Genomic DNA, 24,181 nt, shown 5'->3' with positions numbered 1-24,181 from the left:
CATGGCAATCATCACGGAGCAGGACATAGACGATCTGGCCGTCGGCGCGGCCGTTCTCGGCACCGGCGGCGGCGGCGATCCCTATATCGGCAAACTTCTGGCCAAAGCTGCCATCGAAAAATACGGGCCGGTCGATCTGATCGCACTCGACGCGGTGCCCGATGGCGCAGCCGTCGTCGCCTGCGGCGCGATGGGAGCGCCCACCATCCTCATCGAAAAAATTCCCTCCGGCGAGGAGGGTGACCTTGCGCTTGAAACCTATGAGGATCACACCGGCATCGATGTCGGCGCCATCATTCCCTTCGAGGCGGGCGGCATCAATTCCATGATACCCATCGTGCTGGCGGCCAAAAAGCGCGTGCCCGTCATCGATGCGGACGGCATGGGCCGCGCCTTCCCGCAGCTTGAAATGGAAACCTTCAACGTCTACGGCGTGCCGGCAAGCCCGGTGGCGGTGGCCGACGAACGCGGCAACCGCGTGCTGATCGAGACCGAAGACGCCGCCAAGGCCGAGTGGCTGGCCCGTGGCGTGACCATCCGCATGGGCGGGCAGGCCTATATCGTCAATTACGGCATGGATGGCGAAACGGCAAAACGCGTTTCGGTGCCGGCAACCATGTCGCTCGCCATCGGCATTGGCCGGACCCTGCGCGAGGCGGCCGCAGGGCATCTCGATGCGGTCGCGGCGCTTGTCGATTTTTTTGCGGGCACGCATTACGGCCATGCCGAAATCATCACCTCCGGCAAGGTCTGCGATGTCGCCCGCAAGGAAGAAAACGGCTGGTCGGTGGGGATCGCCACCATCGAACCCTTCGACACCTCGAAACCGAAGGTCAAAATCCGCATCCAGAACGAAAACCTCGTGGCGGAGGAAGAAGGCGGACGCGTGCTGGCGATCGTTCCCGATCTCATCACCGTGCTCGACATCGATACGGCCGAAGCCATCACCACAGAAAGGCTGCGTTATGGTCAGCGTGTGAACGTGCTTGCCGTGCGTGTGCCGCCCATCATGCGCACGCCGGAAGCGCTGGCTGTCTTCGGTCCCGGCGCCTTCGGCCTCACGCAGGCCTACCGTCCACTCGGCTCTTGACGAATGCCCGGCATCGGGCACTGATAATATCCCGCCCTTCCCGGACGCCACTCCGGCAGGGGCCGGTCGTTGAGTGACGAAAGAGGACCGATGCCGAGCCGTGTCTTGCGTGAAAAGCCGTCGCATGCCGTCAGAACCTTTACCGGTGCCGGGCTGCGCTTCAGCCCGCCCCGCATGCTTTTTTCAGGCATCGAGCGACCCTACCTGCTTTCGAAGCTGGCAGCGGGGCTTTCAAGGCAGATCGTCGTGCTGCGCGCGCCGCCCGGTTTCGGCAAGACCGCCCTGATGAAAGCGGCCTATGAGCGGCTGGTGGACGGCACGCTTACCTTGCCGGGCCTGCGGGAAACGGCGGTTTCCCATTGCTCCTGGCTTAACGCTTCGGGCATCGCCTCTCCTGAACGGTTCGTCGGCGAATTGCGTCAGTCACTCGGCCTTGCCGCAATGGCGGACATGCAGGACGCGCTGATGGACGCCATGGAAGCCGTGGCGCGGCGTGATGGCCTCACCATTCTCTTCATCGATAATATCGACGAAATCGACACGGGCGGCCAGCACCGGCTGCTGGAGCGGCTCATCCTTGCCGCGCCGGATACGCTGCGCATCGCCTGCTCCTCCTGCTCTCCCGCGCAATTGCCGCTTGCCCGGCTGAAGGCGCGCGGCGTGCTGGCGGAAGTGACCGCCCGGGAACTCGAATTCGGACGATCCGAACTGCGGCGGCTTCTGTCACGCGGCGCAATGTCGGCGCTTGTCGATCCTTTGATGGAGATCACCCGCGGCTGGCCGGCGCTGGCGCAGCTCGCCGCCGGCATCGTCACCGGCAACCCGACGGAAGAGGAGCGCCGTGTGCTCCTTGCCGGCACCCACCACGACCTGACCGATTACGTCCGTGAAACCGTCATCAACCGGCTTTCTCCGGCGCTTTTGTCCACATTGCGCCGTTTGTCGCCCTTTTCGGAATTTCGCCTCGATCTTGCATCCGATCTCGGTCTGCCCAGCCTGCCCGAGGAAGATCTGGCGATGCTGGAGGCCATGCATCCCATCATAGAAAACGGGGCGAACGGCTGGCTTTCGCTGCACCCCGTGCTGCGCACCTGCCTGGAACGGGACACCGCATTCGTTTCGGACGCGGAGAAAAAGGCGCTGCATCGACAGGCCGCCGTCTGGTTCGCAACGCGCGCCCATCTGGAACGAGCGGTTTCCCACGCGGCCCAGAGCGGCGATTTCCACATGGCGGAAGAAATTATCGGCAAGGCGGGCGGCGTCGATATTTTCCTCAGGGCGGGACATCAGGTGCTCGAGCATCTGATCGATAATTTTCCACCGGAAATCCTGCATGCCTCGCCGGGCCTGATGGTCTGTTATGCCGTGGTGCTCTCCAAGCGCGGCAATGCGGCGGCCGGGCGCGAGCGGCTCGACATTCTGAAAGAAAACGGCGAATGGTCCGCTGCCGCACTTGCCGTCGTCGACCGCAGCGTGCTCGACCATATCGACAGCCTGATCGATGTTTACGAAGATCGCCGCATGAGCGTGGCCGAGGCGCAAAGGCTGGAACGGGCGGCCGCTGCCCTGCCGCCACATGCCACATGGGAGCTAGCCTGGCTCTTCAACCATCTCTGTATCATTTACACCCGCACGGGCGACCTCGAAGAGGCACGCCGGGCGGCGCTCAAGGCTCTCGGCTATTACCGCGAGGAAAAAACGCCCTATGCCCAGGTCTTCATGCTCATCCACCTTGGCCTCGTCAGCACGCTGACCGGAGAATTTTCCGCGGCCCTGCAATTTTGCCGGGAAGCCGAGGAACTGGTGGAACGGGTGCACTGGACGGATCGAAACCTGCTCGCCATCGTGCGCCTTGCAACGGCCGATGTGCTCTATCAGCAGGGCGAGGTGCTTCATGTCGAGCAGACGCTGACGGAATGCGTGGAGCCGCTGATCCGCGGCGAAAGCTGGGTCGATCTCTTCATGCGGCTGTTCTGGCTGCTGGCCCGCAGCCGCCTTCAGGTCAGCGGCTTCGATGCCGCCGCCGCGGCAATCGACAAGGCCGAAGAGGTGGCTGTGGAGCGTGACCTGCCCCGGTTGAAGACCGCCGCCGGCATCATGCGTGTCGACCTGCTCGTCAGGGCCGGCATGATCGAATCGGCAACGCAGGCGATGGAGCGGGTGGAAACACTCAAAGAGGCAGGCGGCCCCGACAACTGGACGTGGCGGGAGGCATATGACTTTGACATCGCAGCCGCCCGGCTGGCGCTTGCACAGGGACTGGCGCCACAGGCACTGCAAACGCTTGAAGCCCTGATCCTTTCCGCCAAGGCGTCCGGCCGCGCCTATCATCGCATGCTGGCCGAGATCATGGCGGTGCAGGCGTCATGGAAAACCGGCCGCCAGCAGCAGGCCTTCGCCTATCTGCAATCGGCCATCGCCCTTGCCCGCGCTCACGAAGCGACGCAGCTCTTTACCGATGAGGGCCACGAACTGGCCACCACGTTGCGCGCCATCGTGCGCCGCTTCGGGCTGAAGGTGTTCAGCCCGAATGCGGTGGAATTCATGAGCCGCATTGTCGGACACGGTCTTGGCCGCCAGCCACGCACCATCGTGCCGCTGGGCGGCAACGAAGATGGCGCAGCACACGCCGCAGGCCTTCTGAGCGGCCGGGAAACCACCGTTTTGAAACTTCTCTCCGAAGGCCGAAGCAACAAGGAAATGGCCCGCGATCTCGGCCTTTCGGAAGCAACCGTAAAATTCCATCTGAAGAACATCTATGCCAAGCTCGGTGTCAGCCGACGCGGAATGGCCGTCTCCGTCAGCAAACATCTCAAGCTGACCGAACGCGAATAGGACCTGCATTTAAAAGGCAGGATCGGGGCACCGCCGCGCGGTTTCGACGCCGCGTGCGGTGCCCCCTCGTCGTCATCCGCGCTTGCGCAGGGTCCGCGTGCCGGTGTCGACAAGGTTTTGCGCCGCCTCGTCCACGCTGGCGCGGCCGAAAGCGAGCGAGTCGGCGATGGGGCGCATCACCCCACGGTCGAACTCATTGGCGCCAATCGGGGCAGGCTCCGGATAGGGATCGAGCTTGCCGGACAGGCTTTCGATGTAATCCACCGTCTTGCGTTCGGTCTCGTTGAGGCTCGGCAACACCGCTTCACGCACTTTCTTCGCTGGCGGTACGCCACGCTCGACACCGAGAACCTTGCCGGCATCCAGATCGTTGACGAAGAAGTTGATGAACTTCGCCGCCGCTTCCGGATTGGTAGAGGTGGACGAAATGCACCAGATGAGGCCCGGCCGGTAATAATGCCCGGTCGGCTTGCCCGCCCCCTCGCCCGGCAGCATGCCGATCGACAGCGTCTTCTTGTTGAGCGCCTGGTAACCCACGAGCTGGTTGGAATAGGCAAAACCGATTGCCGAATTGCCAAGGGTCAGCGCGTTGGATTCGATGGTATTATCGTCACGTGTCTGGATATCGGCGGAGACGCAGAGCTTGTTTTCGCGCAGATCCTCCCAATAGGCGAACCATTCCTTGGCGTCTTCCTTGTTGAAGCCGATGGTGCCGTCCTGGAACAGGAGCTTGCCGCGCTGGCGCAGCCAGACATCAAAGACATAGTGATAACGCCCGCCATAGGGCACAGCCCAGTAGTTTCGTTTTGCCGGAGCGTTCTTCTTGAAATCGCGCGCCAGTTCCGCCAGCGCCTTCCAGGTGATCTGCTCCTTCGGCACGGAGACGCCCGCTTCCTTCAGCGTCTCGGCATCGTACATCATGCAGAAGGAATTCAGCCCGAGACCGACGCCGTAAAGCTTGCCGTCGATGCGGCAAAGATCGATCTCGCTTTTGCCGAAGCTGGAAAGATCGAGCGCCGAGCCGACGAACTGATCTAGCTCCATGCAGGCGCCACGGCCGGAATAATCGGCAATGGTGGAAGGCTCGAGCTGGAAGATATCGGCGACGTTGCGTCCCGCCATGGATGTCGCAAGTTTGGTCCAGTAGTCGGAACCGGCGATCATCTCCCCACTGACCACCGTTTGCGGATCTGCCTTCTGATAAAGGGAGATCACCTCATTGGTACGCTTGTTGCGGTCAGCCGACCCCCACCATACGCAACGAAGCCGGGTTTCAGCCGCCATTGCGCGGAAACCGCCCGCCGCCGCGCCAAGACCGGCCAGCGCCGCCGTCACCAAAAATCCACGTCTATCGATAGTTTGCATCTGCTCCTCCCGCGTTTTGCAAATTTCTCACTTATCACTTAAATTCTTGCAAATTTTCCGTATTTGCAATATTTGCATCATAATAGAATTTTTTGCAAGCGCAGGAGACGACATGAACGATACGCCCGACATCAGCCGCCCGCGCCAGTCGGATATCGCCCAGCGCGCAGGGGTTTCCATCAGCACCGTCTCACGGGTCCTCGCCGGGGAAAAAGGCATCAGCGCATCGATACAGACCAAGGTTCTGGGCGTGGCGGCGGAACTCGGTTATCCACTGAGGCCGGTTACGAGCCAGGCGGGCGGCGTATCGCTGGAGGGCAAGAAAATTCTCGCCCTCATGTCCGCCGAGAGGGCGACCGGCGATATCGGCGCTTTTTATCACGATATTTTCGACATGCTGCGCAGCCTTTCCCAGACGGATGGTTTCGAGCTTGATATCCGGCTGCTGCACCAGAAGCAGATCGATGACGCCCTCACGCAGCGGGTCTGCGAGGTTGATGGCCTTCTCGCCATTGGCCTTGATCCGGAAGAAGAGATCATTCACCGCATCACGCAGGGCGTGCTGCAACCGGTTCTGGTCAATAGCGCCGATCCCTCGATGATGCTGGATTGCGTCTCGCCTTCCAATTTTTACGGCGGCGCTATGGCGGCGCGGCGACTGCTGGAACTGGGCCACCGCAAGGTCGCCTATATCGGCCCGGAGCACCGCCACACCATCAGAGAACGCATGCGCGGCTTCCGGCATACGATCCTGGAGGACGAGGGAACCACCTATGAGGAATTTCTGCTTTCGACGGCGGATAGCGGTTTTGGGCAAGCCGGCGATGCGGTTCGTCAGCTTTTGGCCAAAAACCCCGATCTGACCGGTATTTTCTGCATGAATGACGCCATTGCGCTTGGCGCGCTTGGCGCGGCGCAGGAGCTTGGTCTTGCCGTACCGGACGACCTTTCGATCATCGGTTTCGACGACCTTCCCTTTGCCGAACTCTCCACACCGCGGCTCAGCACCATCCGGGTCGACCGCCGCGAGATCGCCCGCGAGGCGGTGGAGCTGATGCGCCGCCGGCTGACGGAACCTTCGGCCAATGCCCGGCAGGTTCAGCTGGGTGTGCAGCTGGTGGAAGGACAGACGGCCGGTCAGGCGAAGAAGATGGAAAAGGCGATACGCAATGCATGATGCGGCAAATAATGATCCAATGACCCGTTTCAATCCGCTAAACCGCAATCCGCTCAAGACCCGCGCCGACGTGCGGCGGGCGCTGGACGACAGTTTCGCACCTCTGCTTCCCTATTTTTCCGAAAGCGGCGCAAGGGTGACGCTGAGCGGCACCGCCGCACATTTCGACCGGGCGGCGGCCGATCTGGAAGGATTTGCACGGCCGCTCTGGGGCATCGCGCCGCTGGCGCTCAGCGGCGATACGTTCGCTCATTGGCCGCTTCTGGCCAAGGGCATCGCCAACGGCACCGATCCCGCCCATCCCGATTACTGGGGCGACGTGCGCCAGAAGGACCAGCGTCTGGTGGAGCTCGCCGCCCTCGGCTTTGCACTTCGGCTTGCCCCGCAACATTTGTGGGAACCGCTGTCCGACGCACAGAAAGGCAATGTGCGCCGCTATCTATTGACGGCGCGCGAACGTATCTATGCCGACAATAACTGGAAATTTTTCCGGATAATGGTCGACATGGCGCTCGATCATCTCGGCATCGAATTTGACCGCAGCCTGACGGAGACATTCCAGACGGAGCTGGACGGGTTTTACATTGCCGACGGCTGGTATCGCGATGGAAACTACCGCCGCATCGACCATTACATTGCCTTCGCCATGCATTTTTACGGCCTGATCTATGCGAAGCTCAGCAAGCCGGGCGATGCCTTCGCCGAGCGCTACCGCGAACGCGCCCGGCTCTTCGCAAAGGATTTCGTCAGCTGGTTCGACGAGGATGGCGGCACGTTGGCCTTCGGCCGCTCCATGACCTACCGTTTCGCCTGCGGCGGCTTCTGGGCCGGCCTTGCTTTTGCCGATGAGGAAGCGCTGCCCTGGGGCGAGATCAAGGGGCTGTATCTGCAGCATCTGCGCTGGTGGGCGAAAAAGCCGATCGCTGACCGCGATGGTGTGCTTTCCATCGGTTATGCCTATCCGCAGCTCACCATGTCGGAAAGTTATAATTCGGCGGGCTCACCCTATTGGGCCTTCAAGGCCTTCCTGCCGCTCGCTTTGCCTGAGAGCCATCCCTTCTGGCAGGCGGAAGAAAAGCGGCCCGAAACATCGCAAAAACCACGGCCGCTCGTTCATCCCGGCATGGTGATGATGCGCGGCAAAGGTAACGTCACCGCGCTTTCCAGCGGGCAGGAAAACCTGTCGATGCGCGGCGGGCCGGAGAAATATGCGAAATTCGCCTATTCCTCCCGCTACGGTTTTGGCGTGGAAGTGGACGAGCGCGGCTTCAAGACCAATGGTTTCGACAATATGCTGGCCTTCTCCGAAGACGGCCTGCATTACCGGGTGCGCGAAACCAATGAAAAGGTTCTGCTGGCCGGGGAAAGCCTGCGGGCGACATGGAAACCATTCCCGGATGTGGCGGTCGAAACGACGCTGGTTGCGGCTGGTGACTGGCATGTCAGGCTTCACCGCATCACCTCCGCGCGGCCCCTATCGGTCACCGAGGGCGGTTTTGCGATCAACCGCAACGATGGTGACCGCGATGCCGTGAGCGAAGCGCCCGGCCGGGCGACGGCCGATTGCGGCACCGACATATCCGCCATCGTCGATCTCGGCTCCGGCATAACCCGCCAGGGCGTGGCGCTGAAGGCGCTGCCCAATACCAGCCTTGTTTATGCCAAGACCACGGTGCCGCAATTGCGGGGCGACATTCCGGCGGGCGAAACCCTGCTCGCCTGCGCCGTCTTTGCGGGATTGAGCGGGACCGAAAGCAAAAACGCTCTGGCCGCTGTTCCAGCACTTCCCGATATCGAGGCGCTCGACCGGCTGTTTGCGGAACACGGCATCCCGGTCAGCAGCATGGCGGCGGCGGGAGAACCGCAATGACAGGCCCGCTTGCGCGTCTCAGCCTCGCCATGGACCCGGAGCGGACGCAGCATGTGCTGACGCCACAGGCGCTCGAAAGGCTGTCGCAGAGCGTTGAAATTCTCGATACCCGCTGCATCCGCGACTTTCACGATCCATCCGCGAAAGAACAGCTGGCGCGCACGGATATTCTTCTGACCGGCTGGGGTTGTCCCGATATCGGCGCTCGCGAACTGGCGCTGATGCCGGAGCTGAGGCTGATTTCGCATGCGGCCGGCACGGTGAAATATTTCCTGTCGCAGGCGGTTTTCGAACGTGGCGTCACGGTGTGCAGCGCAGCCGAAGCGAATGCGCAGCCGGTCGCAGAGTTCACGCTGGCGATGATCCTGCTTTCCGGCAAGCGCACCTTCGGTTTCCGTCGCCTCTATGTGGAGGACCGCGGGCGGGACAATGTCGACCGCCTGCAATCGCAGGCCATCGGCAATCTCGGCCTCACGGTCGGCATTGTCGGGGCGTCGCGTATCGGGCGTCGGGTGATCAATCTGCTGAAGCCCTTCGATCTCGATCTCGTCCTTTTCGACCCTTTTTTAAACGTGACCGAAGCGCAGAAGCTCGGCGTGCACCTTGTATCGCTCGATGAGCTGATGTTGGTGAGCGACGTGATTTCCCTGCATGCGCCATCCCTGCCGCAGACCCGGCATATGATCGGCGCGGATGCGCTTGCCCGGATGAAGGACGGCGCAACCCTGATCAACACGGCGCGCGGCGCTCTGGTGGATGAAGAAGCGCTTCTGGCGGAACTGAAAACCGGACGCATCGAAGCCGTCATCGACGTGACCGATCCGGAAGTGCCGCCGCAGAATTCACCCTTCTACAGCCTGCCGAATGTGTTTCTGACACCGCATATCGCCGGTGCCGTCGGCCTTGAGCGCGCACGGCTTGGCAACATGGCGATTGCCGAGATCGAGCGTTTCTGCCGCGCAGAACCATTGCAACAGCAGATACGGCCGGAACATCTGGAACTGATCGCATGAGAATTTTCGAGCCGGGCCTCTGCTCCGTCACCTTCCGCTCTATGCCGACGCAGGCGGTTATCGAGCTTGCCGCCGCAAATGGCATCAAGGCAATCGAATGGGGCGGCGACATCCATGTTCCGCCCGGCGACCTCGACAATGCGAGGGACGTGGCGGCGCGAACGGCGAAAGCCGGCCTCACCGTTTCTTCCTATGGCTCCTACATCTTCGCACCGGATTTTGCACCGGAGGATGTGACCGCCACTCTGGAAACCGCAAAAGCGCTGGGCACCAGCCATATCCGCATCTGGCCCGGCAGCCGCAAACGCCCATCTGCCGATTATTCCCCAGCAGAACGCCGCGCAGCAACAGAGGCGCTGGCGACACTCGCCCGCCGGGCGGACGACCATGGCATGACAATCGGGCTGGAATATCACCCCAACTCCCTGACAGATACGCTGCCTTCGTCCCTGCAACTCCTGCAGGACCTGCCGATACCAAACCTCTTTTTCTACTGGCAACCCGCCCCCGGCCTGCCGCTGGAGGACGCACTTGCGGAAATATCGGCGCTCGGCTCACGCATCTGCCACCTGCATGCCTTCGCCTGGCTCAAAGACGCCAGCCGCCTGCCCCTTCGCGAGCGTGCGGATTATTGGCGGGCCTGCATCGATGCCCTGCCGGAGAGTGACTGGACGAAGGCGCGCTATGCGATGCTGGAATTCGTTAGGGGTGACGATGTCAGCCAGTTCTCGGAAGATGCAGTGACGCTCAAGGACGTTCTTTATAGATCGTAGCGTTCACCTTCTGCCTGCCCCCTTACCAGAAATATGCTTCATCCCTTCTTCACATAGTGAAATTTATGCACTATGTTTTATTGACGATGTGGGTGCGGCATGGGCAAATTAATTCAGATCGGGAACATCATAATACGCGTCTATGCGAACGATCACTTGCCGCCGCACTTTCACATCATAACACCGGACGCTGATGCTCTTGTCGACATCGAAACTCTGGAAATCCTGCGCGGCAAGCTATCCCGCAAGGCAGAAGCCGACGCTTTGACATGGGCGAAAACCAATGGGAAGCTGATTGCCGATGAATGGGATCGGACGAACCCGCGTTTTCCCATTGTAGGAAAGGGAGAGAAATCATGACACCACGCGTCAAAACCATCCTGCCCAATCCGCCTTGCACGCTCACCATCGACTGGGTTGACGGAAGCCAATCGACCGCCGATCTGACCGGATGGATAGCGACCGGGGGAGAATTGCTCAATCCGCTCCGTTCGACAGATATCTGGAAGACCGCGACAGTCGCCGATTATGGTGCGACTGTGGAATGGCACGGAGACGACTTGGCGATCGATGCCTATCACCTCTACCAGATCGCAGAGGACCAGCGGGACTTCGATGTGGAGGACCTGCGCAAATGGCAGGAGGAAATCGGCCTTTCCAATAATGAGGCGGCGGATTTTCTTGGCGTCACTTTACGGACGTGGAACAACTATCGTGCGGGCACGCCCGTAAGCCACGCGGTCAAGATGCTGCTGCGGGCCACCCAGCGCGACCCGCTTCTCATGCATGCGCATTTCCGGCCACGCCGTCCCGGACGCCCGAAACACGCCGCTTGAGACAGACGTGCACCGGTTCACACAACCGCGACGGGCAACAGGCTATATCCGCCGCCCATCCGCTCCGAACAGATGCGTCTTCGCCAGATCGAACGCAAACGGAATGGTCTCGCCGATACGGATCTGACGCTGGCCGTCGAGGAGCACGGTGGCGGCCTGGCCGTCGGGTGTGCTGGTATAAACCACGGTCGAACCGCCGAGATGTTCGACGAGCTGAATCGAAGCTTCGCCAAGCGAGGATTGCGCCTGCGGGTTCACATGTTCGGGGCGCACGCCGAAGGTGAGCGGTTCGCCCTGTTGTGCCGCCACCGGCTTTTCCAGCACGATGCGCTGGCCGGCCACCTCGATGGTGCGGTTGGAACTGTCGCCTGACGCCACTTTCGCGGAGAGGAAGTTCATCTTCGGCGAGCCGATGAAACCGGCGACGAACTGGTTGGCGGGATTGTTGTAGAGATCAAGCGGGCGGCCGACCTGCATGATACGGCCGTCGCGCAGCACGACGATCTTGTCGGCCATGGTCATGGCCTCCACCTGGTCATGCGTCACATAGATCATGGTGCTGCCGAGCGTCTGGTGCAGCTTGGCGATTTCGACACGCATCTGCACGCGCAATTCCGCATCGAGGTTGGAAAGCGGCTCATCGAACAGGAAGATTTTCGGCTCGCGTACGATGGCGCGGCCGATGGCGACGCGCTGGCGCTGGCCGCCCGAAAGCGCCTTCGGCTTGCGCTGCAACAGCGGGCCGATCTGCAGGATATCGGCGGCCTTCTGTACCCGCGCCTCGACTTCCGGCTTTTTGTAACCCGCGGTTTCCAGCCCGAAAGCGAGGTTCTTGTAGACGCTCATATGCGGATAGAGCGCATAGGACTGGAAGACCATGGCGATGCCGCGCTTGGAGGCGGCTGTTTCGTTGACCCTTTCGCCATCGATGCGAAGATCGCCCTCGGAGATTTCCTCCAGGCCCGCAATCATACGCAGAAGCGTGGATTTTCCGCAGCCCGAGGGGCCGACGAAGACGGTGAACTCGCCCGGTTCGATCTTGAGATCGATACCGTGAACGACCGGAAAAGCGCCGAACCGCTTGACGATTTTTTCGAGCGTAATACTGCTTGCCATGCTGTTTCTCCCGACTGTCGCGCCGCGCAGGGGGCGGCCGCGACAGTGTTGATAGTCTGATATAATTCGTTCTCGATCCGGGTCCCGTTCAGCGTTTCATTCCGGTGGTGGCGATGCCTTCGATCAGCAGCCGCTGGAAGAACAGGAAGAACAGGAAGACCGGCACCAGCGACAGGTTGGACATGGCGAAAAGCGAGGTCCAGTCCGAGCTGCCGGTGGAATCCACGAAGGATCTGAGGCCGAGCTGCACGGTGTAGGTGTTGATGTCGTTCAGATAGATCAGCGGACCGAAGAAGTCGTCCCAGGTCCAGATGAAGGAAAAGATGGCGGCCGTGGCCAGCACCGGCAGCGACAAAGGCAGCATGATCTTCCAGTAGATGCGGAAGGGCGAGCAGCCATCCATGACAGCCGCTTCATCCAGCTCGCGCGGAATGCCGCGGAAGAACTGCACCATCAGGAAGATGAAGAAGGCATCCGTCGCCAGATATTTCGGCACGATCAGCGGCAGCGACGTGTTCACCCAGCCCATTTCCAGAAACAGGATATATTGCGGGATCAGCACGACATGATAGGGCAGCATCAAGGTGCCGAGCATCAGCGCAAACCAGAAATTGCGCCCGCCGAAACGCAGCCGGGCAAAAGCGAAGGCGGCGAGCGAGCAGCCGACCACGTTTCCTATGGTAGCGAGCACCGAGATGAAGAACGAGTTCCAGAAGAACTGCCCGAAACTCACCTGAAGCCCGGACCAGCCACGGATATAGCCGCCGAAATCGACCGACGAAGGAATGAGCGAGGAGGAGCCGAACAGCTCGTCCTGCGGGCGGAACGAACCCGAGATCATCCACAGGATCGGATAGAGCATCGCAAAGGAAGCGATGATCAGGGCCGTGTGCAGCAAAACCGATTTCAGCGGCGTGCGTTGCGGGCCTTGTCCCGGCCGGGGAGCGGTAACAGCGTCAGTCATCGTAATGCACCCAGTATTTCGCGCTGAGGAATGAGAAGGCCGTAAACAGCGAGATGATGATCACCAATATCCAGGCAAGCGCCGAGGCATATCCCATGCGGAAGAAACCGAAGGCTTCCTGATAGAGGTAGAGCGTATAGAACAGCGTCGAGTTGATCGGACCGCCGGTGCCTTCGGAGATGATGAAGGCGGGCGTGAAGGCCTTGAAGGCGTCGATCGTCTGGATCACCGCATTGAAGAAGATCACCGGCGTCAACAGCGGCAGGGTAATGCGGAAGAACTGCCGCACCTTGCTCGCACCGTCGATTTCGGCCGCCTCATACATGTCCTGCGGGATTTGCCTCAACCCTGCGAGGAAGATGATCATCGGCGAGCCGAACTGCCAGACGGACAGGATGACCAGCGTGTAGATCGAATAATCCGGATTGGAAATCCAGCTCGGTCCTTCATAACCGAAAGCCTGCCACAGGATCATGTTGACGAGACCGTCCGAGGCGAAAAGCTGGCGCCAGAGAACGGCGATCGCCACGCTGGAGCCGAGCAGCGACGGCAGATAGAAGATCGCCCGGTAAAGCGTCAGGGCCTTTATGCCGCGATTGAAGGCGAGTGCGACGAGAAGCGCGAAGATGAGCTTCAACGGCACCGACAGCAGCACATAGGTGAAGGTCACCTGCATGGCGGCGGCAAATTTGGGGTCATCGGTGGCGATGCGCACATAGTTCGCCGCCCCCACCCAGTCAGGAGATTGCAACAGGTCGTAATTGGTGAACGACAGATAAAGCGACGCCAGCGCCGGGCCGAGGGTAAGTCCAAAAAAGCCAATCAGCCAGGGCAGGAGAAACAGGTAGGCGTGAATGTTGCGGTCGAAAATCCGCTTCACGCCGCCCCGCTTCGGGAGAGCCGCGCCACGGCTCTCCTCAACGAGTGTTTCAGATCGAAAGGCCATACGCCATCACTTCCGTTTAATAACGGTTTCAGATTCCTTGACGAGCCGATCACCACCGGCATCCGGAGTGATCTTCCCGAAGCCGACTTCTTCCGCCGTGCGCTTGAGGACGAAGGCGAATTCGCCCGCGCCCGGAGGTGGTGCCGGCGGCAGATCGCCGACGCCTGGGGTGATTTCGGCAATGTATTCCACCATCACCTTGCTGACCGCATCGAGCTTGTTGCTCAGCTGGTTACGCATGGCTTCCGATGCCGGAACGCCGCGTTCCACACCGAGAATATCGACACCCTGCGGTTCGGCGACGAGGAAGTTGATGAAGCCCACCGCCTGCTCGATGCCAGCGCTGCCATTGGCGACGCTGATCAGCATCGAAGGTTTCAGGTAATGGCCGGAAGGACCACCCTTCTTGCTCTTCGGATAGGAGCTGATCGCCAGCTTTGACTTGTTGAGCGCCTGGTAACCCACGAACTGGTTGGAATGGGCAAAGGCGGTCGCCGCCTTGCCTGTCGTCAGCGGGTTCGTCTCGATATTGAGCTGGTCCAGAGCCTGCACATCGGCCGGCACACAGGCGCCGCTCTTGCGCAGATCCGCCCACATGGTGAACCATTTGGTCGCGTCAGTCGGATCGAAGCCAATGCCGCCATCCTGCGTGTAAAGCGATTTGCCGTTCTGGCGCAGCCAGTTTTCGAAACTCGGCTCCACACCGCTGGCATCGGCCGTCGCGTAATAACCGGGCTTCGGCTTGTTCTTGCTGAGCTTGGCGGCGTTTTCGGCAAACTCCTCCCAGGTCTGGCCGATCGACGGCGGCGTCGCACCGGATTTTTCCCAGGCGGCCCTGTCGAAGAAGACAGCGCTGGAATTGACCCCTAGATTGATGCCGTAAAGCTTGCCGTCGACCCGGCCGGAATCGATGTTCATCTTGCCGAAATCTTCGATCTTCAGGCCCTTGCCGATATAATCGTCCAGCGGCGCCAGCGCACCGCGGCGGCCATATTCGAAGATATAACGATAATCCATCTGGATCAGGTCAGGCGCATTGCGGCCCGCCACCTGCGTGGCAAGGCGCGGCCAATAATCGCTCCAGCCGGCGAATTCACCGGCGATATCGAGATCGGGCTTGACCTGCTTATAGGCCGATATGGCCTTGTTGGTACGATCCGCGCGCTCCTGCGACCCCCACCACAACATACGCAGCCGCGCAGCCTGAGCCTGCGCTGAACCGCCCCCCAATGTTGCAAGTGAAAGGGCCGCAAGGCCCGCAGAAAGCACAGTTCTCCTCTGAAGCATCACGGACATTGGCAACTCCTCCCTATTGACTGCCAAATTGATGATGAGCGTAAACGACTATTGCCGTTTTATAACTAATTGGTTACATGGGAACACTGATCGCCAACATTGTCAAGCGGGTGATGAAATGGAAGAAACGACGAAAAACCATCAGCCTGATCCGGCTCCGGAAAAAGCGCCTGCGCCCAAGCGCAAGCGTGCCACCACACAGGTGCGAAACCCGGAAAGAACGCGCGCCGCCATCCTTGAAGCTGCCCGCCGCGAAGTGGCCGCCAAGGGGCTGGCAGGGGCGCGAATCGATGTCGTCGCCCGGCGCGCCGGCACCAACAAGCGGATGATCTATCATTATTTCGGCGACAAGGATGCGCTTTATCTCGCCGTTCTGGAAGATGCCTACCGCCATATCCGCCATACCGAAAGACGGCTTGACCTGGCCCGCAAGGCCCCTTCGGAGGGCTTGCGCGAGCTTGCACTTTTCACCTGGCATTACTTCCTCGACCATCCGGAATTCCTCAGCATTCTGGCCACGGAAAACCTCAATAAAGCCCGCTATCTCAGGCAATCCCCGACGATTACGGCGATGCATTCGAACTTCATTTCGGAGCTTGAGGACGTGCTGCGGCGCGGCAGCGACGCGGGTGAATTCCGCGACGGTCTCGATCCGATCGACGTCTATCTGACCATCGCTTCGCTCGGTGCTTTTTATCTTTCGAACCGGTTCACGCTGTCGACGATCTTCCAGCGCGACCTGACCGACCCCGCTGAACTGGAGCGCTGGGGCCAGCATATCGTCGATACCCTGCTTGCTGCAGTGCGGCCGGTCTGAGCGGGCCAAACCGAATTCCTCTTTAACAACAGCGACGACGCGCCATTCGCACCCGCGAAGCGCGTCGTTTTCTTTTGCGGCGCGGCGGAAACACGAAAACCCAACCGTCGTCAGGTCACGAATTTTTCCTGTCAAAAACACCTTGACAGATCGCATCCTTCACGACCACAAATAACCAAATGGTTACAAATAGCCATGTTTGACGGAAGCGGCTTTCGGGAAGAGGCCGCCTTGGGAGGAAATTCATGAAACGTATCGGCGTCATCATGCACGGCATCACCGGCCGCATGGGTTACAACCAGCATCTCGTACGCTCCGTTCTCGCCATTCGCGATCAGGGCGGCGTGCTTTTGAAGAACGGCGAGAGGGTCATGCTCGACCCCATTCTGGTCGGCCGCAACGGCGCGAAAATCGAGGAAATCGCGAAAAAGCACAATGTCGCGCGCTGGACGACCGACATCGACGCCGCATTGGCAAACCCTGATGATACGCTGTTCTTCGATGCCGGCACGACGCAGATGCGCGGCAGCCTGCTGGAGAAAGCCATCAAGGCCGGCAAGAACGTTTATTGCGAAAAGCCGATTTCCGACACGATGGAAGAGGCGCTGGCGATTGCGCGGCTGGCCGAAAGCGCCGGCATCAAGCACGGCGTGGTGCAGGACAAGCTGTTCCTGCCCGGCCTTCGCAAGCTGGCGATGCTGCGCGACAGCGGCTTCTTCGGCAAAATCCTCTCGGTGCGTGGCGAATTCGGCTACTGGGTTTTCGAGGGCGACTGGCAGCCGGCGCAGCGCCCCTCATGGAACTACCGTCTGAAAGATGGCGGCGGCATCATTCTCGATATGCTGTGCCACTGGCGTTATGTGCTCGACAATCTGTTCGGCCCGGTGAAATCGGTGAGCTGCCTCGGCGCGACCCATATTCCGGAACGTTTCGATGAGCAGGGCAAAGCCTATAAGGCGGATGCCGACGACGCGGCCTATGCCACCTTCGAGCTGGAAGGCGGTGCTATCGCCCACATCAACTCCTCATGGGCGGTGCGTGTGCGCCGCGACGATCTCGTGACCTTCCAGGTGGACGGCACGCATGGTTCGGCGGTGGCGGGCCTGACAAAATGCTTTACCCAGCACCGCACCAACACACCGAAACCGGTGTGGAACCCCGACCAGCCGCAGACTATCGATTTCTACAGGACCTGGCAGGAAGTGCCGGACAATGTCGTCTATGACAATGGCTTCAAGGCGCAGTGGGAAATGTTCGTCCGCCATCTGGTGGACAACGAGCCGTGGCCCTACGGGCTGATCGAAGGCGTAAAGGGCGTGCAGCTGGCCGAGCTGGGGCTGAGATCGTGGAAGGAACGCCGCTGGCTCGACGTTCCCGCTATTTCGTAAGGAGGCTGACGTGAGCGAACTCAAGCTTCCGAAGGATGACCGCAGCATCGAGGTCTACAGACTATCAGGCACGCCGGTCGCGGTTGAGAAACGCAGTGCGGCGGATTTCAACCGCGTCGCCTTCGCCGCCGCCCATGTGGTGGCCGATCCCCTTGCCGATAATGACCCATGGCTGACGCCCGCCATCGACTGGGACGCGACGCTGCGTTTCCGTCACCGCCTTTGGGATCTCGGCCTCGGTGTCGCCGAGGCCATGGATACGGCCCAGCGCGGCATGGGGCTGGCATGGCCGCAGGCGCAGGAACTGATTTCCCGTTCGCTGAAGGAAGCGGCCAGTCGCAAGGATGCGCTGATCGCCTGCGGCGTCGGCACCGACCATCTGAATGGCGGCGGTTACGACCTGAACCAGATTATCGACTCCTATCTCGAACAGCTTGATTTTGTTCAGGGAGAAGGCGGACGCGTGATCCTGATGGCGAGCCGTGCACTGGCTGCGGCGGCGCGTTCCCCGGATGATTATCTCAAGGCCTATGCGCGGGTTCTCTCCCATGCCGACCAGAAAGTGGTGATCCACTGGCTGGGTGAGATGTTCGATCCCGCGCTTGAGGGTTACTGGGGTTCCGGTGACCACATGCAGGCCATGGAAACCTGCCTTGCCATGATCGAGGAGAATGCAGACAAGATCGACGGCATCAAGATTTCGCTTCTCTCCAAGGAAAAGGAAATCGTCATGCGCCGTCGCCTTCCCGCTGGCGTTCGCATGTATACCGGTGACGATTTCAACTATGCCGAACTGATCGCCGGTGACGAGAAGGGCCATTCGGATGCGCTGCTCGGCATTTTCGACGCCATCGCACCGGCGGCATCCAAGGCGCTCGCCAGCCTGAAGCGTGGTGCGGACAATGAGTTTTTCGATATTCTCGAGCCGACGGTGGCGCTATCGCGCCATATCTTCAAGGCACCGACCCGCTTCTACAAGACCGGCGTGGTGTTCCTCGCCTATCTCAACGGGTTGCAGGACCATTTCACCATGGTCGGCGGGCAGGAAAGCACCCGCTCCACGCAGCATTTCGCCGAGCTTTTCCGGCTGGCGGACAAGGCCAATGTGCTCGCCGAACCGGATCTCGCAACGCACCGCATGAAGGCGTTTCTTTCGGTCCGGGGCATTGGCTGAGGCAGCAGAACTAGGGGAGATATCGATATGAGCCTTGAAGGCCTTTCCATCAATTTCGCCACCGTGCGGCAAGGCGGCGATTTCGGCGCCATCGTCGATGCCTGCCTTGCCCACGGCATCACCGTCATCTCGCCCTGGCGCGAGCAGGTCCATGGCGTTGGTCTTACGGAAGCCGCCCGCATCGTCGAGCAGAACGGCCTGCGCCTCAGCGGTCATTGCCGTGGCGGCTTTTTCCCCGCACCCGATGCGGAAGGCCGCCGCCGGGCCATAGAAGACAATAAACGCGCCGTCGATGAGGCCGCCGCCATGAAGGCAGACTGCCTCGTGCTTGTTGTGGGCGGCCTGCCCGCCGGCTCGCGTGACCTGAAAGGCGCACGGCAGATGGTGGAAGACGGCATGGCCGAACTTCTTCCCTATGCGCGGGCCGCCGGCGTACCGCTCGCCATCGAGCCGCTGCATCCCTTTTATGCCGCCGACCGCGCCTGCTTCAACACGCTGAAGCAATCGCTCGATCTCTGCGACCGGCTGGGGTCTGGAACCGGCGTCGCCATCGATGTCTACCATGTCTGGTGGGATCCGGAACTGGAGGAACAGGTGGCGCGCGCCGGCAGGAACGGGCAAATTCTCGCCCACCACATCTGCGACTGGCTGGTGCCGACCACCGATCCGCTCAACGATCGCGGCATGATGGGCGACGGCGTGATTGACCTGAAGGCATTTCGCGCCATGATCGAGGCCGCCGGCTTCCACGGCCCGCAGGAAGTGGAAATCTTTTCGCATCGCTGGCAGGCGCGGCCGATGGACGAGGTTCTCGCCACAGTGGTCGAGCGTTTCAAGACTGTTTGTTGAGATATCCGGGAGAGAGACAATGCCTGAAAGGGTGAAACGCAAACGCTATGCGCTGGTCGGCACCGGCAATCGCGGCACCACCATGTGGGGCCGCGAGCTTCTGGCTGGCTGGAGCGATTATGTCGAGCTGGTCGGCATTTGCGACCTGAACCTGATGCGCGCCGAGCGCGCCCGCGCCATGATGGGATCGAGCGCACCGCTTTACGATGATTTCGACCGGATGATGGTGGAGCAACGCCCGGAACTGGTAATCGTCTGTACACCTGATGACACCCATGACGACATCATCATCCGGGCGCTCGAAGGCGGCGCCGATGTCATCAGTGAAAAGCCGATGACCACCACCCCGGAAAAGATCGACCGCATCCGCGCGGCGGAAGCCAAAAGCGGCCGCCGCGTCGATGTTTCCTTCAATTACCGTTTTTCGCCGACGGCGGCACGCATCAAGGAGCTGATAGACGACGGCGCAATCGGCACCGTTACCTCCGTCGACTTCCACTGGTATCTGGATAATCACCACGGCGCAGATTATTTCCGCCGCTGGCACGCCTTCACCGAACATTCCGGCAGCCTCTTCGTGCACAAGGCGACCCATCATTTCGATCTTCTGAACTGGTATCTGGATTCCGACCCCGTCGAGGTAAAGGGGTTCGGACAATTGCTGCATTATGGCAAGAACGGTCCGTTCCGTGGAACGCGCTGTCGCACCTGTCCGCACAAGGATGAGTGCGATTATTTCATGGATCTCGGCGCCGATCCTTTCCTCGATGCGCTTTACGAGGATCCTTCGAGCATTGACGGTTATATGCGCGATGCCTGCGTCTTCCGCGAGGAGATCGATATCCCCGATACGATGAGCGCCTCGATCCGTTATGCGAGCGGCGTGCAGGTATCCTATTCACTCAACACCTATATGCCGATCGAGGGCCATCACATCGCCTTTAACGGCCACAAGGGCCGCATCGAGATGCGCCAATATGAAAAGCAGCCATGGACGGAACCGCCGGCCGATGAAATCCTGCTGGTCAAAAGCTTCGGCGGCGGGGTCGAGCATATCTGGGTGCCGCATGAGCCGGGCGGCCATTATGGCGGCGATAACCGCATGCGCGACATGATCTTCAAACCCGGCTCGAATGACCGTCTGCGCCAGAGGGCCGGTTCACGCGCCGGCGCCATGTCGGTCCTGACGGGTGTCGCGGCGCTGAAAAGCGCCCGCGAAGGCGGCGCGGCGGCGGTGAAATCCCTGCCCCTCTAGAGATTTGCGGCGTGCGGCCCATCCGATTCTGGCCCGCGCGCCGCAACTGCCAAAAGAACGGACGACATTCCACAGATTACGCGCTTCTTCCCTCCCGCTAAGGTGACGGCCGGGGGAAGAAAGAGTTAACCATGTCCAGTCTTCAATCACTCGTTCCGCTCATCATCATCGGCGCCAGCCTTATCCTTTTCTTCAAATGGGTAGGCCGCGACATGAACAGGCAGGAGAAAAAACCGCGTTCCCGCCGCTGACGGCGAGAACCGCGCCGCAGCCGGCGCGACCATGGAACCTCGTCCTCTTTTCGCGCGTTTTCACGGCTGAAGGAGAACGCTCCATGACGAAGCAGAAAAAAAAGCTGAAAACCAAGGACAAGGGACCGTCGAAAGCAAATGATATTCCGCCAGCCGGCCCGCACGCCAAGCCGTCATTGACTGATTATGACAAGACGCCGGGAGCGGGTAGCCTGCCGGAGGACAACGCCAAGGACATTTCTCCCGGCGCAGGCTGATGGAAGGTAGAGATGGCGAGAACGCGGAAAACCGTGAAAAATACCGCTGGAACAATGGTTTATGTGGAGGATCGTCGTGGACTGGGGCATTTCCTGCACCGGGCCCATTGCAAAATCAAAAATTGAGCCTATATTCACCAGATCGACCATTGCTTGTGACGTCGCTCCTGGGACACTTATGTTCCCGTCGGATTTCCTCTCAAATAATCGATCTAATCCCGCAAGGTATCGCGGGAACCACAACGATTGCTACGAAAGGAAATCGTTATGAACACTGGTACTGTAAAGTGGTTCAACGCCACCAAGGGCTTCGGCTTCATTCAGCCTGACAACGGCGGCACGGACGTTTTCGTTCACATCTCTGCTGTTGAGCGCGCAGGCATGCGTTCGCTGAACGACGGTCAGAAGATCACCTACGATATCGTCCAGGACCGCAAGTCCGGCAAGAGCTCCGCCGATAACCTTCAGGCAGCTTGATATTTGTCATTTGACCCCGCAGACCACGGATGTACTGGCTGCAGGTTCGAGTGATTGTGAGAGGTCGGGTTAAGCCCGGCCTTTTGTTTTTTGGCCATGGGAGGCCCTCATGCGCAAAAATCTATACCGATCTGGCGATGCGATCGTTTTGAAGGCAGGCGTCCTTGGCGCCAGCCAGCCAAGCGGCGCCGGCCGGATCATAGCGGTTCTGCCGGAAACACAGGGCCTGGTTCGGTTCAGGGTGCGTTTCCAGCACGAGAATTTCGAACGGAATATAGCGCTCGACGAAATTGATGCGGCTTCCTCGTCATCGCGGGCCCGAGATGTGGAGAATTCAGCACCCCGTGCGCCGGGATCGAGCTGGATCAACACCAATACGATCAAGATCAGAAAATAGCAGCGGTGGCTGCGTTAAGGAGATATTTTGCAGGTACTCGTCCGAGATAACAATGTTGAACAGGCCCTTCGCGTCCTGAAGAAGAGAATGCAGCGCGAAGGTATCTTCCGCGAAATGCGCGCGCGTGAATCCTACGAAAAGCCTTCGGAAAAGCGCATCCGTGAGGAAGCTGAAGCCGTGCGCCGCCACCGCAAGATGGCGAAGAAGAAATTGCAGCGCGAGGGACTGCTTCCCTCCCCCAAGAAGGTCGCCCGCGCCCGCTAACCGTCAAAACAGCGCTTGCGCAAAGGAGAATGCCAATGGCTGCGACAAAAGAAGCCTTTTTCAAACCCGGCAAATTATCCGCGCAGGACAAGGCATCGCTGACGGACAGCGCGGCAAAGCAGATTATCAATGCCGAGTCCGCCCAGCGCGCCCGCAAGACGGAACGCCTTCGCCAGCTTCGCGAAGCACAGGAAGCGACCATCGTCGCCCCTGTGCCCGCACGCCCGAAAAAGCCCTCCGCGAAAAAATGATCCGGCTGCGTTTTTTGACGTGGCCGACCGCAGAAACTTCTTGAACCTGATACATAACAGGCGCAGGCTTCGCGTGGTCAGCAATCCGCTGAACGACGCTGATGATTGAGGGCTGAGTGTCCTCGCCCCGAACGAGAGAAGGATGAGATGTCTTCCGAGTTTTATTCATCAAGCCTCTCACGCAACCTCGTCCGCACCGGTGGCGCGGGCTACCGGGAAAACGCCTCGTTGCCTCTTCTCCTGGGCAAGGCCGAAGAAACGGCTGAGCGCGTGGACTACTATCACGGAGAATCTACAGGCTTTTCGGCCTTTCCGGATTTCAGCCGTCAGACCCGCATGGCGCGAAGCCTCCTCTCTGCAGGGCGTATCCGCCTGACCAACCCGGCCGTGGAGAAAAATCCACTGTCTGGACCACCTTCCCCGTGACGATAAAGCCGCTTGCCGCAATCGGTCTGCGGCGAGCGATCAATGCACGGACCGCATCCAATAACAGTTCAATATGAGGAGGACACCATGGCCAAGGGTCAAGTACGCAGCAACAAGGAAATCCGCAAGCCGAAGAAGGACAAGACCAAGGCCGCAGCAGCAGCGCCAGCGGGTTCGCAGGTCAAGTTCGCAAACGCCACGACAGCGGATGGCAAAAAGAAATAGGGCAAGGTCGAAGCCGGTCGCTGACAGGTGCCGGCGACGAAACATCTCCTCGTATACGGACTTGTTTTGGCCACATTGCCCGTCTATATAAAGAATGTAGCAGCTGCTGGTGAGCGCAAATGAAATTGTCGTTCGCAGTTGTTTTAGTCGCTCTGGACTTTTGACCACGGATGTACTGGCACTGGTGTTAAGAGCGATATGAGGAAGGTCGGTGCAATATTGCCCCGGCCTTTTTTGTTGTCTTTAAAGGCCGTACCGAAACCTGCTCAATACCACCGCTGACGACGGAATTAACTTGCGTATTCCGTGCAAAGAGCGCACCTTTTATTGGCGGCAATTTTAAAGGGCGTTGCCGTCTTGAGGCTGATTGCCGCTTCCAGGCCCGTTTTACACATGCTTTCGATGGACCGGCCGCCCTTGTAATTTATCAGGGCACGCCGAAGGCATCGGCCCGAAAACCGGCATCGGTCACGAACCGTGCCGGCATCGTTTCAAAATGTTGGAGCGTCCCCGTGCAGCCTTTTAAAGGAACGCGCGACGCTCCGGCTTTTCTGATCTCACAAGAAAGGAGGATTCAATGTCTTCCGCATCCCATAGCTGCCTGATCTCTTCTCAGGATCTCAAAATGCTTCAATCGGTCCTCGAAAATGTCGGCTTCAATTGCCGTGACGAGGATAATGACGAGAAACTTCACACCAGGGCAGCCCGCAAGATAATCGAATTGTATCAGGACGGCCTGACCGATCCTGTGGAACTGACGAAAGAAATGCGTTTCCTGTTCGGCATCCAGAAGCACGACCGGATCAAACCATGGAAACCGCTCCCCCGTTATGCAATCCAGGGCCTCCCACTGCTTTACCGGCATTAAG

The 24,181-nt window shown here is 60.0% G+C and carries 24 protein-coding genes; 19 read left to right on the top strand and 5 right to left on the bottom strand.

From position 1 onward, the window contains the following. Position 1: 1 nt before the first annotated feature. Together FY152_23305 and FY152_23300 are read left to right on the top strand one after the other, a co-directional pair. Positions 2-1,090, top strand: a complete 1,089-nt coding sequence (locus FY152_23305; GenBank protein UXS35017.1) for a DUF917 domain-containing protein — start codon at positions 2-4, stop codon at positions 1,088-1,090. A gap of 174 nt (positions 1,091-1,264) precedes the next feature. Beyond that, positions 1,265-3,925, top strand: coding sequence for an AAA family ATPase (locus FY152_23300; protein UXS35169.1), 2,661 nt, complete (start codon positions 1,265-1,267; stop codon positions 3,923-3,925). A gap of 72 nt (positions 3,926-3,997) precedes the next feature. On the opposite strand, the gene FY152_23295 is transcribed toward FY152_23300, so the two are convergent. After that, positions 3,998-5,290, bottom strand: coding sequence for a carbohydrate ABC transporter substrate-binding protein (locus FY152_23295; GenBank protein ID UXS35016.1), 1,293 nt, complete (start codon positions 5,288-5,290; stop codon positions 3,998-4,000). Between the two features lie 112 nt (positions 5,291-5,402). Here FY152_23295 and FY152_23290 point away from each other — a divergent pair, with 112 nt between their 5' ends. The 6 genes from FY152_23290 to FY152_23265 all read left to right on the top strand — a co-directional run bounded on the left by FY152_23290 (position 5,403) and on the right by FY152_23265 (position 10,959). Next, the gene (locus FY152_23290) at positions 5,403-6,467 is read left to right on the top strand and encodes a LacI family transcriptional regulator (protein UXS35015.1); all 1,065 of its coding nucleotides are present in this window, start codon (positions 5,403-5,405) and stop codon (positions 6,465-6,467) included. Further along, positions 6,460-8,337 (top strand): DUF2264 domain-containing protein, encoded by a 1,878-nt coding sequence (locus FY152_23285; protein UXS35014.1) that lies wholly within the window; start codon positions 6,460-6,462, stop codon positions 8,335-8,337. The genes FY152_23290 and FY152_23285 overlap by 8 nt, the downstream gene beginning before the upstream one ends. Further along, complete coding sequence (locus FY152_23280; protein ID UXS35013.1) at positions 8,334-9,350, top strand: hydroxyacid dehydrogenase; 1,017 nt, start codon at positions 8,334-8,336, stop codon at positions 9,348-9,350. Before FY152_23285 ends, FY152_23280 begins: the two co-directional genes overlap by 4 nt. Continuing rightward, positions 9,347-10,123: a sugar phosphate isomerase/epimerase gene (locus FY152_23275; GenBank protein ID UXS35012.1), complete on the top strand. Its 777-nt coding sequence runs from the start codon at positions 9,347-9,349 to the stop codon at positions 10,121-10,123. The genes FY152_23280 and FY152_23275 overlap by 4 nt, the downstream gene beginning before the upstream one ends. Before the next feature lie 99 nt (positions 10,124-10,222). After that, a complete protein-coding gene (locus FY152_23270) occupies positions 10,223-10,483 on the top strand; it encodes a DUF4160 domain-containing protein (protein UXS35011.1) in 261 nt (86 codons plus the stop codon). Beyond that, entirely contained in the window at positions 10,480-10,959 is a 480-nt protein-coding gene (locus FY152_23265) for a hypothetical protein (protein ID UXS35010.1), read from the top strand. The genes FY152_23270 and FY152_23265 overlap by 4 nt, the downstream gene beginning before the upstream one ends. A gap of 42 nt (positions 10,960-11,001) precedes the next feature. Here the strand turns inward: FY152_23265 and FY152_23260 are convergent, their stop codons facing one another. The 4 genes from FY152_23260 to FY152_23245 all read right to left on the bottom strand — a co-directional run bounded on the left by FY152_23260 (position 11,002) and on the right by FY152_23245 (position 15,281). After that, on the bottom strand, positions 11,002-12,075 hold the full coding sequence (locus FY152_23260; GenBank protein ID UXS35009.1) for an ABC transporter ATP-binding protein: 1,074 nt from the start codon (positions 12,073-12,075) through the stop codon (positions 11,002-11,004). 88 nt (positions 12,076-12,163) lie between these two features. Then, positions 12,164-13,039, bottom strand: a complete 876-nt coding sequence (locus FY152_23255; protein UXS35008.1) for a carbohydrate ABC transporter permease — start codon at positions 13,037-13,039, stop codon at positions 12,164-12,166. Then, complete coding sequence (locus FY152_23250) at positions 13,032-13,985, bottom strand: sugar ABC transporter permease (GenBank protein UXS35007.1); 954 nt, start codon at positions 13,983-13,985, stop codon at positions 13,032-13,034. Before FY152_23250 ends, FY152_23255 begins: the two co-directional genes overlap by 8 nt. A 6-nt stretch (positions 13,986-13,991) precedes the next feature. Next, entirely contained in the window at positions 13,992-15,281 is a 1,290-nt protein-coding gene (locus tag FY152_23245) for a carbohydrate ABC transporter substrate-binding protein (GenBank protein UXS35006.1), read from the bottom strand. Positions 15,282-15,399: 118 nt separating this feature from the next. Between FY152_23245 and FY152_23240 the strand changes: the two genes are divergently transcribed. The 11 genes from FY152_23240 to FY152_23190 all read left to right on the top strand — a co-directional run bounded on the left by FY152_23240 (position 15,400) and on the right by FY152_23190 (position 24,180). Continuing rightward, positions 15,400-16,098 carry a TetR/AcrR family transcriptional regulator gene (locus FY152_23240; protein ID UXS35005.1) on the top strand — a complete coding sequence of 233 codons (699 nt, stop codon included), beginning with the start codon at positions 15,400-15,402 and terminating at the stop codon, positions 16,096-16,098. Positions 16,099-16,343: 245 nt separating this feature from the next. After that, on the top strand, positions 16,344-17,486 hold the full coding sequence (locus tag FY152_23235; GenBank protein UXS35004.1) for a Gfo/Idh/MocA family oxidoreductase: 1,143 nt from the start codon (positions 16,344-16,346) through the stop codon (positions 17,484-17,486). A 10-nt stretch (positions 17,487-17,496) separates the two neighbouring features. After that, on the top strand, positions 17,497-18,660 hold the full coding sequence (locus FY152_23230) for a dihydrodipicolinate synthase family protein (protein ID UXS35003.1): 1,164 nt from the start codon (positions 17,497-17,499) through the stop codon (positions 18,658-18,660). 27 nt (positions 18,661-18,687) lie between these two features. After that, on the top strand, positions 18,688-19,509 hold the full coding sequence (locus FY152_23225; protein UXS35002.1) for a sugar phosphate isomerase/epimerase: 822 nt from the start codon (positions 18,688-18,690) through the stop codon (positions 19,507-19,509). A 19-nt stretch (positions 19,510-19,528) separates the two neighbouring features. Continuing rightward, positions 19,529-20,764: a Gfo/Idh/MocA family oxidoreductase gene (locus tag FY152_23220; protein ID UXS35001.1), complete on the top strand. Its 1,236-nt coding sequence runs from the start codon at positions 19,529-19,531 to the stop codon at positions 20,762-20,764. Between the two features lie 775 nt (positions 20,765-21,539). Beyond that, on the top strand, positions 21,540-21,749 hold the full coding sequence (locus FY152_23215; protein UXS35000.1) for a cold-shock protein: 210 nt from the start codon (positions 21,540-21,542) through the stop codon (positions 21,747-21,749). Between the two features lie 109 nt (positions 21,750-21,858). After that, complete coding sequence (locus FY152_23210) at positions 21,859-22,146, top strand: cold-shock protein (protein UXS34999.1); 288 nt, start codon at positions 21,859-21,861, stop codon at positions 22,144-22,146. 27 nt (positions 22,147-22,173) lie between these two features. After that, a complete protein-coding gene (gene rpsU / locus FY152_23205) occupies positions 22,174-22,410 on the top strand; it encodes a 30S ribosomal protein S21 (GenBank protein UXS34998.1) in 237 nt (78 codons plus the stop codon). Between the two features lie 35 nt (positions 22,411-22,445). Continuing rightward, complete coding sequence (locus FY152_23200; GenBank protein UXS34997.1) at positions 22,446-22,661, top strand: hypothetical protein; 216 nt, start codon at positions 22,446-22,448, stop codon at positions 22,659-22,661. Positions 22,662-22,808: 147 nt separating this feature from the next. After that, entirely contained in the window at positions 22,809-23,087 is a 279-nt protein-coding gene (locus FY152_23195; GenBank protein ID UXS34996.1) for a hypothetical protein, read from the top strand. 850 nt (positions 23,088-23,937) lie between these two features. Then, positions 23,938-24,180 carry a hypothetical protein gene (locus FY152_23190; protein ID UXS35168.1) on the top strand — a complete coding sequence of 81 codons (243 nt, stop codon included), beginning with the start codon at positions 23,938-23,940 and terminating at the stop codon, positions 24,178-24,180. Position 24,181: the final 1 nt, after the last annotated feature.

Source organism: Agrobacterium tumefaciens, assembly GCA_025560025.1.
Lineage (GTDB): Bacteria > Pseudomonadota > Alphaproteobacteria > Rhizobiales > Rhizobiaceae > Agrobacterium.
Note: the sequence above shows the minus strand (reverse complement) of the source record. Positions and strands in the feature narration are given on the sequence as shown.

Excerpts from the sequence above, each read along its gene's own strand:
- FY152_23225 (UXS35002.1), top strand. The coding sequence starts at position 18,688 with ATGAGCCTTGAAGGCCTTTCCATCAATTTCGCCACCGTGCGGCAAGGC.
- FY152_23265 (UXS35010.1), top strand. The coding sequence starts at position 10,480 with ATGACACCACGCGTCAAAACCATCCTGCCCAATCCGCCTTGCACGCTC.
- FY152_23255 (UXS35008.1), bottom strand. The coding sequence starts at position 13,039 with ATGACTGACGCTGTTACCGCTCCCCGGCCGGGACAAGGCCCGCAACGC.
- FY152_23300 (UXS35169.1), top strand. The coding sequence starts at position 1,265 with ATGCTTTTTTCAGGCATCGAGCGACCCTACCTGCTTTCGAAGCTGGCA.
- FY152_23190 (UXS35168.1), top strand. The coding sequence starts at position 23,938 with ATGCTTCAATCGGTCCTCGAAAATGTCGGCTTCAATTGCCGTGACGAG.
- FY152_23290 (UXS35015.1), top strand. The coding sequence starts at position 5,403 with ATGAACGATACGCCCGACATCAGCCGCCCGCGCCAGTCGGATATCGCC.
- FY152_23245 (UXS35006.1), bottom strand. The coding sequence starts at position 15,281 with ATGTCCGTGATGCTTCAGAGGAGAACTGTGCTTTCTGCGGGCCTTGCG.
- FY152_23280 (UXS35013.1), top strand. The coding sequence starts at position 8,334 with ATGACAGGCCCGCTTGCGCGTCTCAGCCTCGCCATGGACCCGGAGCGG.
- FY152_23240 (UXS35005.1), top strand. The coding sequence starts at position 15,400 with ATGGAAGAAACGACGAAAAACCATCAGCCTGATCCGGCTCCGGAAAAA.
- FY152_23220 (UXS35001.1), top strand. The coding sequence starts at position 19,529 with ATGCCTGAAAGGGTGAAACGCAAACGCTATGCGCTGGTCGGCACCGGC.
- FY152_23295 (UXS35016.1), bottom strand. The coding sequence starts at position 5,290 with ATGCAAACTATCGATAGACGTGGATTTTTGGTGACGGCGGCGCTGGCC.
- FY152_23210 (UXS34999.1), top strand. The coding sequence starts at position 21,859 with ATGCGCAAAAATCTATACCGATCTGGCGATGCGATCGTTTTGAAGGCA.
- FY152_23215 (UXS35000.1), top strand. The coding sequence starts at position 21,540 with ATGAACACTGGTACTGTAAAGTGGTTCAACGCCACCAAGGGCTTCGGC.
- FY152_23200 (UXS34997.1), top strand. The coding sequence starts at position 22,446 with ATGGCTGCGACAAAAGAAGCCTTTTTCAAACCCGGCAAATTATCCGCG.
- FY152_23195 (UXS34996.1), top strand. The coding sequence starts at position 22,809 with ATGTCTTCCGAGTTTTATTCATCAAGCCTCTCACGCAACCTCGTCCGC.
- FY152_23250 (UXS35007.1), bottom strand. The coding sequence starts at position 13,985 with ATGGCCTTTCGATCTGAAACACTCGTTGAGGAGAGCCGTGGCGCGGCT.
- FY152_23260 (UXS35009.1), bottom strand. The coding sequence starts at position 12,075 with ATGGCAAGCAGTATTACGCTCGAAAAAATCGTCAAGCGGTTCGGCGCT.
- FY152_23235 (UXS35004.1), top strand. The coding sequence starts at position 16,344 with ATGAAACGTATCGGCGTCATCATGCACGGCATCACCGGCCGCATGGGT.
- FY152_23270 (UXS35011.1), top strand. The coding sequence starts at position 10,223 with ATGGGCAAATTAATTCAGATCGGGAACATCATAATACGCGTCTATGCG.
- FY152_23275 (UXS35012.1), top strand. The coding sequence starts at position 9,347 with ATGAGAATTTTCGAGCCGGGCCTCTGCTCCGTCACCTTCCGCTCTATG.
- FY152_23285 (UXS35014.1), top strand. The coding sequence starts at position 6,460 with ATGCATGATGCGGCAAATAATGATCCAATGACCCGTTTCAATCCGCTA.
- FY152_23305 (UXS35017.1), top strand. The coding sequence starts at position 2 with ATGGCAATCATCACGGAGCAGGACATAGACGATCTGGCCGTCGGCGCG.